General features: G+C 68.3%; 10 protein-coding genes. 2 read left to right on the top strand and 8 right to left on the bottom strand.

The genetic code is table 11. The features are described from left to right. Positions 1 to 1202 precede the first annotated feature (1202 nt). Both R9B84_RS17150 and R9B84_RS17145 read left to right on the top strand, forming a co-directional pair. Positions 1203 to 2036, top strand: a complete 834-nt coding sequence (locus R9B84_RS17150; protein ID WP_423760575.1) for a response regulator — start codon at positions 1203 to 1205, stop codon at positions 2034 to 2036. Beyond that, complete coding sequence (locus tag R9B84_RS17145) at positions 2029 to 4386, top strand: sensor histidine kinase (RefSeq protein WP_423760574.1); 2358 nt, start codon at positions 2029 to 2031, stop codon at positions 4384 to 4386. Before R9B84_RS17150 ends, R9B84_RS17145 begins: the two co-directional genes overlap by 8 nt. A 294-nt stretch (positions 4387 to 4680) precedes the next feature. On the opposite strand, the gene R9B84_RS17140 is transcribed toward R9B84_RS17145, so the two are convergent. The 8 genes from R9B84_RS17140 to R9B84_RS17105 all read right to left on the bottom strand — a co-directional run bounded on the left by R9B84_RS17140 (position 4681) and on the right by R9B84_RS17105 (position 15254). Next, positions 4681 to 5163 carry a helix-turn-helix domain-containing protein gene (locus R9B84_RS17140; RefSeq protein WP_423760573.1) on the bottom strand — a complete coding sequence of 161 codons (483 nt, stop codon included), beginning with the start codon at positions 5161 to 5163 and terminating at the stop codon, positions 4681 to 4683. Positions 5164 to 5174: 11 nt separating this feature from the next. After that, positions 5175 to 6326 (bottom strand): NAD(P)/FAD-dependent oxidoreductase, encoded by a 1152-nt coding sequence (locus R9B84_RS17135; RefSeq protein ID WP_423760572.1) that lies wholly within the window; start codon positions 6324 to 6326, stop codon positions 5175 to 5177. After that, positions 6326 to 7750, bottom strand: a complete 1425-nt coding sequence (locus tag R9B84_RS17130) for an FAD-dependent oxidoreductase (RefSeq protein ID WP_423760571.1) — start codon at positions 7748 to 7750, stop codon at positions 6326 to 6328. Before R9B84_RS17130 ends, R9B84_RS17135 begins: the two co-directional genes overlap by 1 nt. After that, positions 7732 to 8040: a (2Fe-2S)-binding protein gene (locus R9B84_RS17125; protein ID WP_423760570.1), complete on the bottom strand. Its 309-nt coding sequence runs from the start codon at positions 8038 to 8040 to the stop codon at positions 7732 to 7734. Before R9B84_RS17125 ends, R9B84_RS17130 begins: the two co-directional genes overlap by 19 nt. 74 nt (positions 8041 to 8114) lie before the next feature. Further along, a complete protein-coding gene (locus tag R9B84_RS17120; RefSeq protein WP_423760569.1) occupies positions 8115 to 9392 on the bottom strand; it encodes an NAD(P)/FAD-dependent oxidoreductase in 1278 nt (425 codons plus the stop codon). A 261-nt stretch (positions 9393 to 9653) separates the two neighbouring features. Beyond that, on the bottom strand, positions 9654 to 11135 hold the full coding sequence (locus tag R9B84_RS17115; protein ID WP_423760568.1) for an aldehyde dehydrogenase family protein: 1482 nt from the start codon (positions 11133 to 11135) through the stop codon (positions 9654 to 9656). Between the two features lie 40 nt (positions 11136 to 11175). After that, positions 11176 to 13191 (bottom strand): hydantoinase B/oxoprolinase family protein, encoded by a 2016-nt coding sequence (locus R9B84_RS17110; RefSeq protein WP_423760567.1) that lies wholly within the window; start codon positions 13189 to 13191, stop codon positions 11176 to 11178. Between the two features lie 20 nt (positions 13192 to 13211). Beyond that, positions 13212 to 15254 carry a hydantoinase/oxoprolinase family protein gene (locus tag R9B84_RS17105; protein WP_423760566.1) on the bottom strand — a complete coding sequence of 681 codons (2043 nt, stop codon included), beginning with the start codon at positions 15252 to 15254 and terminating at the stop codon, positions 13212 to 13214. Positions 15255 to 15352 lie beyond the last annotated feature (98 nt).

The following is a 15352-nucleotide window of genomic DNA, read 5'->3' as shown; positions in this document are numbered from 1 at the left end:
ACATCGCAAGAAAGGCAGCTTGGGGATGCACCGCGCACCGCGAATCCGCGCGTGCGTGCACCGTCGCACCGAACCTGCGGCGACCTCGAATTTCATGGGAAAGCGTCGTTCAGACGCCGGATGGACGGATGCCGGCCCAAACCTCGGGGCGGCCCGTCATGGTTCATTCAGGAGGAGGAGGATGACGCTGCGGAGTCCCCGGGTCTGAAGCATGCGCCGCCGGTTCGTTGGAACCGGTGCGTTGACCTGCCATGCCTGTCGCGCTCATATTTTTCGTGCCCGTCTGATTCGATAGCGCACCGCGCACGATCGCACCCGGGCGAATCAAACCGCCAGGCTGCCAACGCGAAGCCGCTCACCCTATCCGTTCGGCCGCCAAACGCACTTTCCGGATTTCCGGAAAAGAACCGATGGCGTGCCGAACGACCCCTGCACCGAATTAATCGATCGAATTTCCTTGACGATTTTTTCTTGACAGATACTTCACATCCTGACAAACCTCACAATTCTCCGGCTTATCTTATATATCAATACATTCGGAGAATTATGAAGTTTGCGTTACCTCGTGCCGGTTATTCGCCCGCCGCCGCATTCCCATATTTTGAGAATTCCATCATTCAATGTCACATTGAATGTCGCATGATTCCGGATGCGACAGCGTCAAGAAATCTGCGCAGAACCGCTCCCCTCGAAGAACCGATTCCAGCCGCGCCGGAGCTAGTGTGTGGGCATTCGTCCAAACAAACCTTTTCCCGAGCGGACAAACCCTTTTCCCGGGCGGACGACATTTACATTCATACATGCCGGCGGGAAATCCGATTTCTCCGCGAAAGACATTCTGAATTTCAAACCAATAAAACCTTAATCAGTCAAGCGTCGAATCGGCACTTTTAATTTACGTGGAACGACACCAATTTTCGACACAACGAGTCCGAATTCATCGCGCGGGCCATTTCAATCCTATAATCGCCTTACCGGAAATAAAGACCGACATTAAAAGGTAATTCGGCATGTTTTTCCACTTCTTTTCCTTCCGGCCGATCGCCGCTGCCGAAAACGCGCCGCGCCCCATCGGATATGCCCACACAGGCCGCACGGAATCCTCACAATCGAGCTGTTGCCGGCATATAATTTTTCGCAACAATCGTGCACATAGCGATGCTTTCAGCCTGTCAGGCCTACTTCCCTACCCGTCCGCAACCATGTCATCCCGCTCGTCCAGTCCGGCGTCGCCTCGCTCCACGCCGGATCTCGCTGACGCACATATTCTTGTCGTCGACGATCGCCCGAACGACCTGCGGCTCCTGACCGAGATCCTGCGTGCCGCGCGGTGCCGGATCAGCGTCGCGTTCGACGGGTTGCAGGCCTATCACCGTGCACAGGCCATCTCTCCCGACCTGATCCTGATGGACGTCCGCATGCCGCGCATGGACGGCTTCGCCGCGTGCCGGCTGCTGGCGTCGACGCCGTCGACGCAGGGCATTCCGGTGATCATCCTGACGGCCGCGGGCGATCTCGAGGACCGCATCGCGGGGCTCGAAACCGGCGCGATCGACTACATCGTCAAGCCGTTCGAACCGGCGGAAGTGATTGCACGGATCCGTAATCACCTGAAGCGCGCGCGGCGCGGCCAGCCGTTTGCGCACCTGCCCGCACTGCCCGACAAACCCGATGCGGCGCTCGTGCGCGCGGCGACCGAGGTGCTGCTGCGCGACCTGCGCCATCCGCCGGCGCTCGAGGATCTCGCCAAACAGGTCGGCACGCACGAAAAGCGCCTGTCCCGCGTGTTCCGCGACCATCTCGGCCAGACCGTGTTCGAGTATCTGCGCGACACGCGCTTGCGCGCCGCGATGCACTTTCTCGCGGAAACGTCGATGGGGATCGGCGACATCGCCGAGGAAATCGGTTTTTCCACGCCCGGCAATTTCGCGACGGCGTTCCGCGAACGCTTCGGCATCACGCCGTCCGACTGGCGGCGCCAGCGCCATGCGGTCAATGCGCCGCCCGCGCCCGGGGAGCACCGTCACGATGCGTAGGCGACACGCGGCATGGGCAGCCGGATGTCGCGCGTTGCTGCTGCTTCTGATGGCGATGGCCGTCACCTGCGCGACGGCCCGGGCCGCAGCGGCGCCGAACCCCGCGCAACTCGAAGCCGTGTCGGTTGTCGAGGACGCCAGCACGACGATGACCGCCGATCAGGTCGCCGCCCGGCTCGCCGATCCGTCACGCAGTGGATCCGCAGCAACCACGCCATCGTTCAACGTCGCGTTTTCCCGGTCGGCATGGTGGGTCCGCGCAACGCTGACCAACCGCGACAGCACGGCGCGCCCGCTGGTAATGGCGATTCGCGACGCGCGCGTCGACCATGCCGACTTCTATATCCACCGGAACGGCCAGTGGACACTCGCGAGCCGCTTCCCCGCTGTCGATGCCGATGCCGACGGCGATGCAAACCGGCAGCCATCGCGGTACCCGGTACTCGACGTCACGCCGCGCGCTGGCGAAAGCATCCCCGTGCTGATCCGCGTCACGTCCCGCAAGGAAATGCGGCTCGTGCCGGCCGCGTTCACCCGCGAAGCCTGGAACGCGCAGGAGTCGCGCGCCACGATGTGGGACTTCGGTTTCTTCGGCGGGTTGCTCGCGCTCATGTGGTGCGCGCTGCTGATCGGGTTCTTTTCGCGCAGCGGCCTGTTCCACGTACTGGCCGCGACGGCGCTGGGCACGATGCTGTTCGAAGCGGCGTACCGCGGATACATGGCGTTGGCTCTGTGGCCCGCCGCGCGCGAGTGGTCGGCGCGCGGCGAGGTGATCTTCGCGTACCTGGCAGTCTCGCTCTTCATCGTGTTCATTCTGTTGGTCGCGCATCGCGAGAAGGCGCGGCTCCCGGTGCGCGCCGTCTACATGACGATCCTCGGCCTCGAATGCGCGGGCATGGCCGGCGCCGCCTTCGGCGACCTGCTGACCTTCACGTGGTTCTGCCTGCGGTTGAACACCGTGCTGGGGATCGTGAACCTCGGCATCGCGCTGACGCTCGCGATCCGCCGGACGCCGACCGGCCGCGTGATGCTGATCGCGATTACGCTCGCCGGTTTCAACATCCTGCTGCGCACGCTCGACGGCATGGACGCGCTGCCGCCGTTCCTGTTGTGGCTCAAGTCCGATATCTATCCGAATCCCGTCCTCGCGATCATCGGGCTCGCCACGCACCTGCTGGTGCTGGCCGCGTGGATCCACCACGTGGGCCGTCAGCGCACCGAAGCGCGCAAACGGCTCGAACACTGGCAGCTCACCGAACAGGATCGCCTGCGCGACGAAGTCGCGAGACGCACGGTCGCGCTCAACGACGCGCTCCAGCAGGTGACGACACACATGCAGCAGAAGATCGAGACGCTCGGCTATGTCAGCCACGACCTGCGCGCGCCGCTGTCCACGATCAACGGCTACGCGAAGCTGCTGCTGCAAAGCGCGACGCGCAGCCAGGCGCGGCTGATCCGGTCGATCGACCGCAGCATCCGCTACCAGCTCGCGCTGATCGACGAATTGCTTGCGTTCACGAAGGCCGAGTTGCAGCCGCTCGGTGTGTCGCCGGATACGACCGACCTGCCCGGCCTGCTCGACGACATCGCGCACTACGCGGTCGCGCTGTGCGCGCAGCAGGACAACCGGTTCGTCTACCGGCCGGCCACGCCGCTGCCGCGCACGGTGTCGATCGACGGGATGCGGCTGCAGCAGGTGCTGCTGAACCTGTTGTCCAACGCATCGAAATTCACGCGCGACGGCACGGTCACGCTGTCGGTTCATGCGTCGCGCGAAGGCGATGCGTGGCGCCTCTTGTTCGAGGTTGCCGATACGGGGATCGGCATCGACATCAGCGGAACCCGCGACATCTTTCGCGCGTACCAGCAGGTGCAGGCCGTGAACGGCGGTACCGGGCTCGGCCTGTTCATCGCGCAACGCATCGTCGGCGCGATGGGCGGCGAGCTGGCCGTCGCCAGCCGGCCGGGCGTCGGCACGTCGTTCTCGTTCCCGATCGTCGCGCCGGCAGTCGGGCACGCGCTCATGCCGGTGTCGGAGCTCGTCCGGCGGTTTCAGCCGGCGGACGATACCGAACCGGAGATCGCTGCGCCCTTGCCGCACGGCCCGTCCGACGATGCGCTCGACGCACTGATCCTGCTCGCGAGCGAGGGCCGGCTCACCGATATCGAGGAGTGGCTCGGCCAGTTTGCGGACGAGCCTGATCATGCGGCCTTCGTGCAGGCGATGCGCGAGCACGCCGACGCGCTCGATCTGCACACGATCGAGAAGATCGCCGGCTCGCTGAAACGCGCGCGCATCGTCGATACGTCGTTCGACGCCGAGACGGATACGGCCGGGCCGACGCGATAACGAACGGGGAGACGCAACCGCTCACATCCAGCCGGACACCTCGTTCAACCGCCGTTCAACCGCCGCTGACAGTCGGCCCGCTCGATACCCCGAACGACGCGAACGATGTCAGTCCGCCCGAATTCGCCAGAATCCGGGCGCGGGCGGCCATGCGCTCGGCGACGCGCATCGCAAACGCCAGCGCTTCCGGGCGAACAAGTGGTGAGTCGATCCCCTCGGACGCCGCCGACTCGACCCTTCCGGCACGGGGCCGGTCGATCGAACCGGTCGCCCCGGCCTTGCTGCCACGCCGCGTCAGGCCGAAGCCGCCGTACCGCCCGCGCCCTGCTCGCGCGCCGGCGCCGCGCGCCGCCCCGACGCCGAAGCCGAGACCGGCGCGACGTTCGTCCGAGCCGCGGTCGGCCGGTCGACGTAATCGCGCGGCGTGCGCCCGAGCACCCTTCTGAAATGGCGGCACAGATGGCTCTGGTCGAAGAACCCGACCTCGGTCGCGACGACCGACGGCGGCAGCCCCGCGCGCAGCAGGTCCTGCGCGCACCGCACCCGTACGAGGCACAGATAGCGATGCGGCGACACGCCCAGCTCGTTGCGAAAGCGTGCGGCAAAACGCGACACGCTCAGCCCGGCCGCCGCCGCGAGCGCCTCGATGCTCAACGGCTGCGCGTACGACGTCTCGATGATGCGCAGCGCGCCGCCGACGGCGCTCGACACGGGCTGCGCAACGCCGAACGGGCGGATCGCCGCGGGTTCGCCTGCAGGATGAAAAACGTTTCCCATGCAAGGCTCCGTCAGGTTGTCGCGTGCGTCGCGTCGGCCGGCAGCGCGAAGCGCCCGATCGCGAACGGCTCGATCGGCGTGTTCGTCGCACCCGTATCGATCAGCTCCGCCATCGTGTCGCCGACGCCCGGCCCGAGCTGGAAGCCGTGCCCGCAGAAACCGAACGCATAATACAGCCCGTCGACCTTCGCGCTGCGTCCCATGATCGGCCGGTCGTCCGGCATGTAGCCCTCGACGCCGCTCCAGACGCGAATGATGTTCAGCCGCGTCAGCGCGGGAATCACGCGCGCGAGCTGCGTAAACTGCAGCAGCGTGCTCTCGGGCAGCACCTTCGCGCGCCGTTCGTCGAGATAGGCCGGCGCGCGCGCGCAGCCGCCGATCACGATGTTGCCGCGCTCGACCTGCCGGAAGTACACGACTTCCTCGATATGCGGCGACGATACGCCGACGACGGGCCGGATCGCATACGGCACCGGCTCGGTCACGCACATCTGCGGGCCGTTGACGGCAATCGGCACCGGCTCGCCGAACTGCGCGCTGAGCTGGCTGCCCCACGCGCCGGCGGTCACGAGCAGGTTCGGCGCGCAGAACACGCGGCCGTCGGTGCTCGTCGCGCGGAACGTGTCGCCATCCTTCTCGAGCGTCGAGATTTCGGTGTTCTCCTCGATGCGCGCACCGGCGCGCACCGCCGCACGGCCGAACGCGGGGGCGGCCAGGCGCGGGTTTGCATGGCCGTCCATCTCCGAATGCGACGCGCTCAGCACCTCGGCGCCGAGAAACGGAAACTTCGCGCGCATCGACGCGCCGCGGTACAGGTCGAGCTTCAGCCCGTAGTGCGCGGCTTCGCGCGCATAGACCTCGAACGCGTCGTCCTGCTCCTGCCGGTAGCACACGCGGATATGCCCGGTCTGCAGGAATTCCGCGCCGTGCCCGATCAGCTCGGGCAGCCTGCCCCAGATTTCGCGCGAACGGTTCGCGAGCGGCAGTTGCGGCAGATAACGGCCCTGCCGCCGCACGTTGCCGAAATTGGTGCCGCTCGCCTGCTGGCCGATCAGCCCGCGTTCGAGCAGGATCACCGACCGGCCGCGCCGGCGCAGGAAAAACGCGGCGGCGGCGCCCATGAATCCGCCTCCGACGATCACGACATCCGCATCGGCCCGCATCACTCGTCCCCCAACATCGTCGTCACGGCTTCGGCTTGCGGCGCATGCAGCTCGCCCGCCGCACGCAGCGCGACCGGCAGCGGCTTCACGGGCGCCTGCCCGCGCAGGCGGCCGACCGCCTCGAGCGGCACGCCGGCCGCGGCGGCAATCACTTCCGCGCCCGCGTGGCCGCAGTAGCGGCCCTGGCAGCGCCCCATCCCGACGCGGCTGAACGCCTTCGCGCGATTCGCTTCGCACGCGCCTTCGTCGCGGATCACGCGGCGCAGTTCGCCGACGCTCACACCCTCGCAGCGGCACAGGATCGTATCGTCGGACAGCGTCGCGGCCTGTTGCGCGGGCCACGGAAACGCCTGCGCGAGCCCCGCGCGGAAACGGTCCATCTTCGCGCGCGTGCGCTGCAATGCGGCGATCTCGCGCGCGTCGACCGGCCGCCCGAGATCCTTCAGCACCGCGAGCGCCGCGAGGCGGCCCGCGGCTTCCGCGCCGTCGGCGCCGAGCACGCGCGCGCCGTCGCCGGCCAGATAAACGCCCGCGACCGAGCCGCGCCCCATGTCGTCGAGTTGCGGCAGCCATTGCCGCGTGCCGCCGTCGAAGCGGAACGCGCAGCCGGCCAGATCCGCGAGCTGCGTCTCCGCACGCAGGTGGTAGCCCAGCGCAATTGCGTCGCACGCGATGCGCTCGAGCACACCGCCGGCGGTACGAAAGCTGACCGCGGAAACGCCCTGCGCCGGATCTCCGTGAATCTCGACCGGTTCGATCCCTTGCTCGACGCGCACGCCGGCACGCCTGAGCGCGCGCGTAAGCGCAATGCCCTTCGCGAGCACGTCGGGCCGCGCGAGCAGTTTCGGCAGCGCGCGCAGCCGGTTCGCGGCGGCCGACGTGTCGAGCACGGCCGCAACCTTCGCACCGGCCTGCACGTACTGGTTCGCGACGAGATACAGCAGCGGGCCCGAGCCCATGAACACGACGTTCGCGCCGATCGCGCACGCCTGCGCCTTCAGCGCGATCTGCGACGCGCCGAGACTGTACGTGCCCGCGTACTGCCAGCCCTTGACGGGCATCAGCCGGTCGGTCGCCCCCGGGCACAGCACCAGCGCGTCATAAGGCCGCCGCACCGACATGCCGTCGCGCGCCGTGTAAAGCGCGCCGCCGGACACGTTCCACGCGAGCGTGTCCGGTTCGTAGTCGAGCGACGCCCGCAGCCGCCCGAACGTATCGTGCAGGTCTTGCGCGCGCGCGGCCTCGGTGCCGTACAGCTTCGCGTACGGGCGCGAGAACGTGTCGGGCTGACGCCGGTAGATCTGGCCGCCGTCGCGCCGGCCTTCGTCGATCACGAGCGGCCGCATGCCGGCTTCCACCAGCGTCTGCGCGCAGCGCACGCCAGCCGGTCCGGCGCCGACGACGATTACGCGAGGTTCGGCCATTGCGCCTCCGGTTGCCGGGTAACGATGTCGAGGCCCGTCTGCACAACGGTCGTGCACGCGCGCAGGCGCTCGCCGTCGGCCGTCCAGACCCAGCAGTCCTGGCACGCGCCCATCAGGCAGAAACCGGCCCGCGTCTCGGGACCGAACTCGGATTGCCGCACGTGGCCGGTCTGCGTCAGCATCGCGACGAGCAGCGTGTCGCCCTCGAGCCCGTTCACCGTGCGGCCGTCGATGCGGAACGCGACCGGGCGGCGCCCGGTTTCGGCGAGACGAACGAATCGCCCTGTCATATCCAACCCTCCTGTCGCGCGAGCGCGCCGCCCACCGGCCGGCCCGTCGCACGTCTTTCCATCGTTTTCATCGTTCAGTGCAGGATGTCCTGCAGCCGGTAATACGCGCCGACGAACGGCAGGAACCACGCGTGCCCGAAATGGCCCGGTATCGCCGGCCAGTCGAGCTCGCGCCACGGATTCGACGCGGCCGCGCCATACATCACGTCGGCCATCACGCGGCCCATGTGCACCGACATCTGCACGCCGTGGCCGCTGTAGCCCATCGAGTAGTACAGCCCTTCGTGCTGCCCGGCGCGCGGCAGGCGGTCGGCCGTGATATCGACGAGCCCGCCCCAGCAATAGTCGAGTCGCGCGTTCGCGAGCTCGGGGAAATACTCGGCCATGCCCGCGCGCAGGATCTCGCCGCTCTTCGCGTCGGAACTCCGGCTCGACATCGCGAAGCGCGCGCGGCCGCCGAACAGCAGCCGGTTGTCGGGCGTCACGCGGAAGTAGTTGCCGATATGGCGCGAGGTCACGTAGGCGCGGCGGTGTGGAAGCAGCCGGTTCAGTTGTTCGTCGGGCAGCGGCTCGGTCACCACGATGAAACTGCCGACCGGCGCGATGCGCCGCCGGAACCACGCGAACGGCCCCTGCTGCGATGCGCCGGTCGCGACCAGCACGCGATCGGCCACGATCGTGCCGCGCGCGCAGGTCACTTCGTGCCGGTCGCCGTCGAGCCGCTTCAGTTGCGTGACGGCCGCATGCTCGAAGATGCGCGCGCCGACGCGCGCGGCGGCCTGCGCAAGCCCGACGCCGAATTTGCCCATGTGCATCTGGCCGCCGTTGCGTTGCAGCAGGCCGCCGTAAAAGCCGTCGGAACCGACCTCGTCGCGAATCCGCGACGGCTCGATCAGCTCGATATCCGGATCGACGTCGCGCCGCAGCGCGTCGTAAGTCCTGGCAAGGCCCGCGAAATGCTGCGGCTTCGCGGCGAGCTTCAGCTTGCCGCCGCGCCGGAAATCGCAGTCGATCGCATGCTCGGCGACGATCGTCTCGACGCTCTTCACCGCGCTTTCGTAGGTGCGATAGAACTGCTGCGCGCGCGGCGCGCCGATCCGCGCGGCCAGCGACGCATAATCCTGCGCGAGCCCGGTGTTGCACTGTCCGCCATTGCGGCCGGACGCCTCGCTCGCGACCTGCCCGGCTTCGAGCACGACGACCGCGACCCCGCGCTGCGCAAGCGCGAGCGCGGCCGACAGGCCCGTGAAACCGCCGCCGATCACGACCACGTCCGCGCAGCCTTCGACGGGCCCTTCATGGCCGGCGCGAAACGCGGGACGGGTTTCCAGCCAATACGATTCGAATTTCATCGGATCCTTCGTGGACGTTCGAACGACGAGTACCGGAGGCGCGCGGCGCCGGCCGGTCGAAAACCATTTAAGCACCGCCAAAAAGCCGAGTTGCCGTGTATTGGCGCGCGCCGCACGCACATTCCACCGTTTTGCACGGCATCCGCAGCACACTATGCGGCGCCGCCCGCCGGCCTTCCGGCATGCCCGTTCCGTCTGCGCGAATGGGGTCGGGATCCCGCCGTGCGCAGGTGCTCGAACCGGTCGTCGACATGGCGCGCATCACGCGCCGGCCGTGATGTCGATCAGCACGCTCTTGAACCGCAGGTTCGCCTCGTACGCCTGCCGGCCGAGATCCTTGCCGATGCCCGACTGCTTGTAGCCGCCGGTCGGGATCACGAAATCCGCGGAGCGGCCGTAGCGGTTGATCCACACTGTGCCGGCCTCGAGCCCGCGCATCATCCGCAATGCGCGGCCGAGATCGGCCGTGTGCACGCCGGCCGCGAGCCCGTACCGGTCGTGCGCGGCCAGCGCGAGCGCTTCGTCCTCGCCGTCGAAGGTCTGTACGGTCAGCACCGGCCCGAAGATCTCGTCGCGCACGGCCGGCGATTCGGTCGTCACGCCGGTCAGGATCGTCGGTGCATAAAACGCGCCATCGCCGGCCAGCGCGATCGGGCCACCGCCCGCGGCCGCCTGAGCACCGCCTTCGAGCGTGCGCCGCACGATCGCGTCGATCCGCTGCAGTTGCGGCTGCGACACGATCGGCGGCAGCGTCGTGCCGGCCGCCCAGGTCGCGCCCGGCCGCAGCTCGGCGAACGCGGCCGCGACGCGTTCGACGAAGCGCGCCTCGACGCCGCGCTCGACGATCAGCCGCGAGCCCGCAACGCACACCTGCCCCGCGTTGCCGGCGATCGCCGCCGCGACGCGGCGCGCGACCGCGTCAAGATCGGGCGCGTCGGCGAATACGATCTGCGGGCTCTTGCCGCCCAGTTCAAGCGTGACGGGCTTGGTGCCCGATTGCGCGCACGCGGTCATGATCGCGGCGCCCGTCTGCGTCGAACCCGTGAACGTCACCTTCGCGATCCGCGGATGCCGGCACAGCGCGTCGCCGGTCGTGCGGCCGTCGCCCTGCACGACGTTGAAGATGCCGGGCGGAATGCCGGCCTCGATCGCGAGCTGCGCAAGCCGCAGCGCCGAAAAAGGCGTCATCTCGGACGGCTTCAGCACGACGGCATTGCCGGCCGCGAGCGCCGGTGCGACTTTCCACGACGCCATCACCAGCGGGAAATTCCATGGCGCGATTGCCGCGATCACACCGTACGGCTCCGCGATCGTCATCCCGAGGTGATCGGTGCGCGTCGCTGCGACGTCGCCGCCGATCCGGTCCGCGTACTCGCTGTAGAAGCGGATGCCTTCGGCCGTGAACGGCACGTCCCAGCGCGCTGCGTCCGCGATCGGCCGCGTCGAGCCGACCGCTTCGAGCGGCGCGAGCGTCTCGACATCGGCCTCGATCAACTCGGCCCAGCGACGCATCGCGCGCGCGCGCTCGCGCGGCGCGCGGCGTGCCCAGTCGCTCGTCCTGAACGCGTGCCACGCGTTCTCGACCGCGCGGTCGACGAGCGCCGCATCGGCGATCGGCAGCGCCGCATAAACGTGGCCGTCGGACGGGCGGCGCACGTCGATCGCCCCGGTGCCGTCAACATATTCGCCGCCGATGAAATGCGCGCTACGCACTTCGACGGCGGCCGGATCGAAACTGTTCATCGTTATGTCCTTGCTTGCAGAAATGGTCGTGTCGAATCGATCAGGCCGACGCTGCGCGTGGCACATGCGCAAGCTGCGGATACGCACTGCACAGCTCCGCGAACAGCGTATCGACGATCGCGCCGCCGCCGTCCGAACAGCCTTGCGGGTCGGCTTCGATGCACCGGTCGAGCGAGTCGAACAGCCGGTGCTTGATGAAATGACGCCATTGCACCGGCACGCCCGCGAGAATGCGTGTCAGCGCCGCGTAGCGCGCATCGGTCCACTTCGCTTCGAACGCCTCGCGGTACGCGCCGAACGAAAACGCCGGCGCGGCCTGCCGCTCGCGCAGCGCGTCGCGCAGCCGCGCGGTTGCGGTCTCGTCCACGTCGTCTTCGGCGAGCACGACGCCGTACACGTCGCGCGCTTCGTCGCGGCTCACGTAGCCGCGCAGCACGTCGTCGCGCACGCGGCGCGGATCACGCTCCACCGGCCGGCCGTAGCCGCCCGCCCCTGCGCCGACGAGCCGGATCACGTCGCCGGGCATGCAGACGACGAGATCGTTGTTGTCGAGCTGTTCGGCGTGCGGCGTGTCGGGATTGCGCACGAAGCGCGCATTCGCGCCCGGCCGCCCGCCGCGCATGCCCCACGACGCGAAGCGCGTGCGGTCACGGTTGCGCGCGGTCACGAGCGTATTCGGCGAGAACACCTTGAACTCCATCACGAGCCCCTGCCCGCCGCGATATTCGCCCGCGCCGCCCGAGCCGGGCGCGACGCCGTAGCGCAGGATCCGGATCGGCACCTCGGCCTCGTTGATCTCGACCGGCGTGTTGCGCAGGAACGCGTTGTTCGCGCCCGAGCCGTCCTCGCCGTCATCGGCGGCGTTGCCGCCCGCGCCGCCGCCGATCGGCCCGATCGACGCCATCACGGTATCGCCGTCGCGGTTCATCGTCTTCACGCTGAGGATCGACAGGCCGCCGGCCGGGCACGCGGCGAGCCGCTCGGGCACCGCCTGCGCGAACGCGCCGAACGTCAGCAGGTGCAGCAGCTTGCAGGTCAGGCTGCGCATCCCGACCGCGGCCGGCTTCACCGCATTGACCACCGTGCCTTCCGGCAGGATGCAACGCGCGACGCGCAGCATCCCGGTATTGAGCAGGATGTCGGGATTCAGCGTGTACAGCACGTAAACCAGCCCGACGAGCGCGAGCGCGTGCCGCTCGCGGCCGCCGGTCGGGATGTTCAGCGACGACTGCAGTTGCGGATCGCTGCCGGTGAAATCGAGTTCCGCCGCGCCGTCGCGGATGCGCACCGCGAGCGCGACGCGCATCGGCTTGCCGTTCGCCGAATCCTCGTCCGCGTATTCGGCGAAGCGGTATTCGCCGTCCGGAATCCCGCGCAGGATCGTGCGCGCCTGTTCTTCCGAATAGTCGAGCAGCGCGGCCATCCCGGCCTTGAAGCCGTCGATGCCAAAGCGCTCGATGATCTCCAGCACGCGCCGCTCGCCCGTATGCAGCGACGCGAACTGCGCGAGCAGGTCGCCAGCGTTCTGCTCGGGCACGCGCACGTTGGCGCGCATGATCCGCAGCAGCGCGTCGTCGACCACGCCCGCACGGACGATCTTGCACGGCGGAAAGCGGATGCCCTCCTGCTCGATCTCGGTCAGCGTGCGCGACAGCGACGCGGGCACCGCGCCGCCCATGTCCGTGTTGTGGATATGGCCGCCGACGAAGCACACAATCTCGCCGTCGTGAAATACCGGCTTCCAGATCACGATGTCGGGCGTGTGCGTCGCGACGAAGCCGCTGTACGCGTCGTTCGTCATGCCGATGTCGCCGGGCTCATACGCGTCGATCATGCCGATCACCGCGCTGTAGTCGAGGCCGACGTACCAGGTTGCGCCGAGCGTTTTCGGCGACGCGAACGTGAACCCGTCGGGCGTCATGATCGCGCACGAGAAATCCTCGGTTTCCTTCACGAACGTCGAATGCGCGGTGCGCACCAGCGTGTAGGCCATGCTCTCGGCCGCGGCCACGCAGTAGTTCGCGAAGATCTGCAGGACTGCCTTGTCGAATGCCATTGCGTATGCTCCCGAAGCGGTCAGACCGCGCGCGTGAGGATCAGGTTGCCGACCGTGTCGACACGGCCACGATAGGCGGGCAGCACCGTCGTCGTGCAGTCGTCCTGCACGATCACGGCCGGCCCGTCGAACTGCTGACCGGCCTTCAGATCCTGGCGCCGGTACAGCGCCGCGTCGCGAAACGCGCCGTTCAGGAACACACGGATCGTGCCGGCCGGCGTCGGTGGCGCGTCGCTCGCTGCGACCGGACGCGGCGCGGGTTTCGGTGTCGCGGCCGTGATTACGAGCCGCAGCGCAACGACCTGCACGCGTGCTCGCGCATCGCGGTGGCCGTACAACCGCTCGTGCTCGCGATGGAACGCGTCCGCGAGCGGCGCCGGATCGCCACCGTGCAGCCACGCGAGTTCGAGCGGCGTGTCGATCTCGAACGACTGGCCCTTGTAGCGCATGTCGGCCGACACCGCGATCCGCGCGAGCGCGTCGCTGCCGTTCTGCTCGACGAGCCACGCGCGCGCGGCCGCCTCGAGCGCGCGCGCATGCTCGCCGAGCCGCGCGAGCGACGCATCGTCGAGCGTGTAGTAGGTCGTCGTCACGAAATCGTTGCGCGTGTCGGCGATCAGCCCGCCGAGCGCGCTCAGCACGCCGGGCGCCGGCGGCACGACGATCTCGGCAATGCCGATCGCATCGGCGAAATGACACGCGAGCATCGGCCCCGCGCCGCCAAACGGCAGCAGCGCGAACGCGCGCGGGTCGATGCCGAAACGTGACACGATCCGGCTCACGCCCGCATACATGCCCGATACCGCGACGTCGACGATCGCCTCGGCCGTCGCGTGCACGCTCGTGCCGAGCCGGTCCGCGAGCGCACCGACCGCGCGGTGCGCGGCGTCGGCATCCACCTGCACCGCGTCGTAGCCGAGGTTCGCGTTGCCGATCACGCCGAGCACGACGAATGCATCGGTGATCGTCGCGCGCGTGCCGCCGCGCCCATAGCAGACCGGACCCGGGTTCGAGCCGGCGCTGTCGGGCCCGACCTTCAGCACGCCGAAATCGTCGACCCATGCGATCGAGCCGCCGCCGTCGCCGATCGACGATACCGATACGGATGGAATGTGGATCTGGAAATCGCCGATATATTCGCCGCTTGCGTACTGCGGCTCGCCGTCGACGATCAGCGCGACGTCGGCCGTGGTACCGCCGATGTCGAGGCTCATGCAGCGTGGCAGCCCGCTGCGGCGCGCGACGTGCGCGGCGCCGATCACGCCGGACGCGGTGCCCGACAGGATCATCTGCACGCACTGGGTCTTGCCCGCTTCCGCGCTCATCACACCGCCGTTCGACTTCGTGACCTTCATGTCGCAGCCGACACCCGTTTCCTTCAGCGCGCGCTGCAGCGCGCCGAGGTAGTGCGCGACCTTCGGCTGCACGTAGCCGCCGATCACGGCGGTCGACGTGCGCTCGTATTCGCGGATGATCGGCCATACGCCGCTCGCGCACGACACGAAGAAGCCCGGCATCTCGCGTTCGACGATCGCCTGCACCTGCCGCTCGTGCGCGGGATTGCGGTACGCATGCAGCAGCGACACGACCACGCCCTCGCAGCCGGCGCGCTTCAGGCCTGCGATCGCGTCGAGCACGCTCGGCTCGTCGACGGGCGTCTCGACGCTGCCGTCCGCCGCGAGCCGCTCGACGACGCCGAACACGCGCTCGCGCGGCACGAGCGGCGCGGGCCGCTTCGACAGCAGGTTGTACATGTCCGGCCCTTTCAGCCGCGCGAGGTCGAGCACGTCCTCGAAGTGGCGCGTCGTGATCAGGCCGAGCCGCAGCCCCTTGCGCTGCACGACCGCGTTGACACCGACCGTCGTGCCGTGCGTGAAATACGCGACGTCGCGCGGCTCGATGCCGTACCGCTCGCGCAACTGGTCCATCCCGCGCAGCACTTCGCTGCCCGGGCTGTCCGGCCGCGAGAACACCTTCAGCGTCCTCAGTTCGCCCGTTTCGTCATTGAGGACTGCGAAGTCCGCGAACGAGCCGCCGATGTCCACTCCGATTCTGATGCCCACGCTGTTTTCCCGACAAGTCATACAAAGGGACGCACCGCGCGACGCGGCCGCGCGGGCCGCATCGCGTACCGCGCGGCACGCGCTGGTTTCGCGTGCGT

This window comes from Burkholderia sp. NLJ2 (assembly GCF_049487195.1).
Classification (GTDB): Bacteria; Pseudomonadota; Gammaproteobacteria; order Burkholderiales; family Burkholderiaceae; genus Burkholderia; species Burkholderia pyrrocinia.
The sequence above is the reverse complement of the archived record's forward strand: the minus strand, read 5'-3'. Positions and strand labels throughout refer to the sequence as shown.

Excerpts from the sequence above, each read along its gene's own strand:
- R9B84_RS17150 (WP_423760575.1), top strand. The coding sequence starts at position 1,203 with ATGTCATCCCGCTCGTCCAGTCCGGCGTCGCCTCGCTCCACGCCGGAT.
- R9B84_RS17145 (WP_423760574.1), top strand. The coding sequence starts at position 2,029 with ATGCGTAGGCGACACGCGGCATGGGCAGCCGGATGTCGCGCGTTGCTG.
- R9B84_RS17140 (WP_423760573.1), bottom strand. The coding sequence starts at position 5,163 with ATGGGAAACGTTTTTCATCCTGCAGGCGAACCCGCGGCGATCCGCCCG.
- R9B84_RS17135 (WP_423760572.1), bottom strand. The coding sequence starts at position 6,326 with ATGCGGGCCGATGCGGATGTCGTGATCGTCGGAGGCGGATTCATGGGC.
- R9B84_RS17130 (WP_423760571.1), bottom strand. The coding sequence starts at position 7,750 with ATGGCCGAACCTCGCGTAATCGTCGTCGGCGCCGGACCGGCTGGCGTG.
- R9B84_RS17125 (WP_423760570.1), bottom strand. The coding sequence starts at position 8,040 with ATGACAGGGCGATTCGTTCGTCTCGCCGAAACCGGGCGCCGCCCGGTC.
- R9B84_RS17120 (WP_423760569.1), bottom strand. The coding sequence starts at position 9,392 with ATGAAATTCGAATCGTATTGGCTGGAAACCCGTCCCGCGTTTCGCGCC.
- R9B84_RS17115 (WP_423760568.1), bottom strand. The coding sequence starts at position 11,135 with ATGAACAGTTTCGATCCGGCCGCCGTCGAAGTGCGTAGCGCGCATTTC.
- R9B84_RS17110 (WP_423760567.1), bottom strand. The coding sequence starts at position 13,191 with ATGGCATTCGACAAGGCAGTCCTGCAGATCTTCGCGAACTACTGCGTG.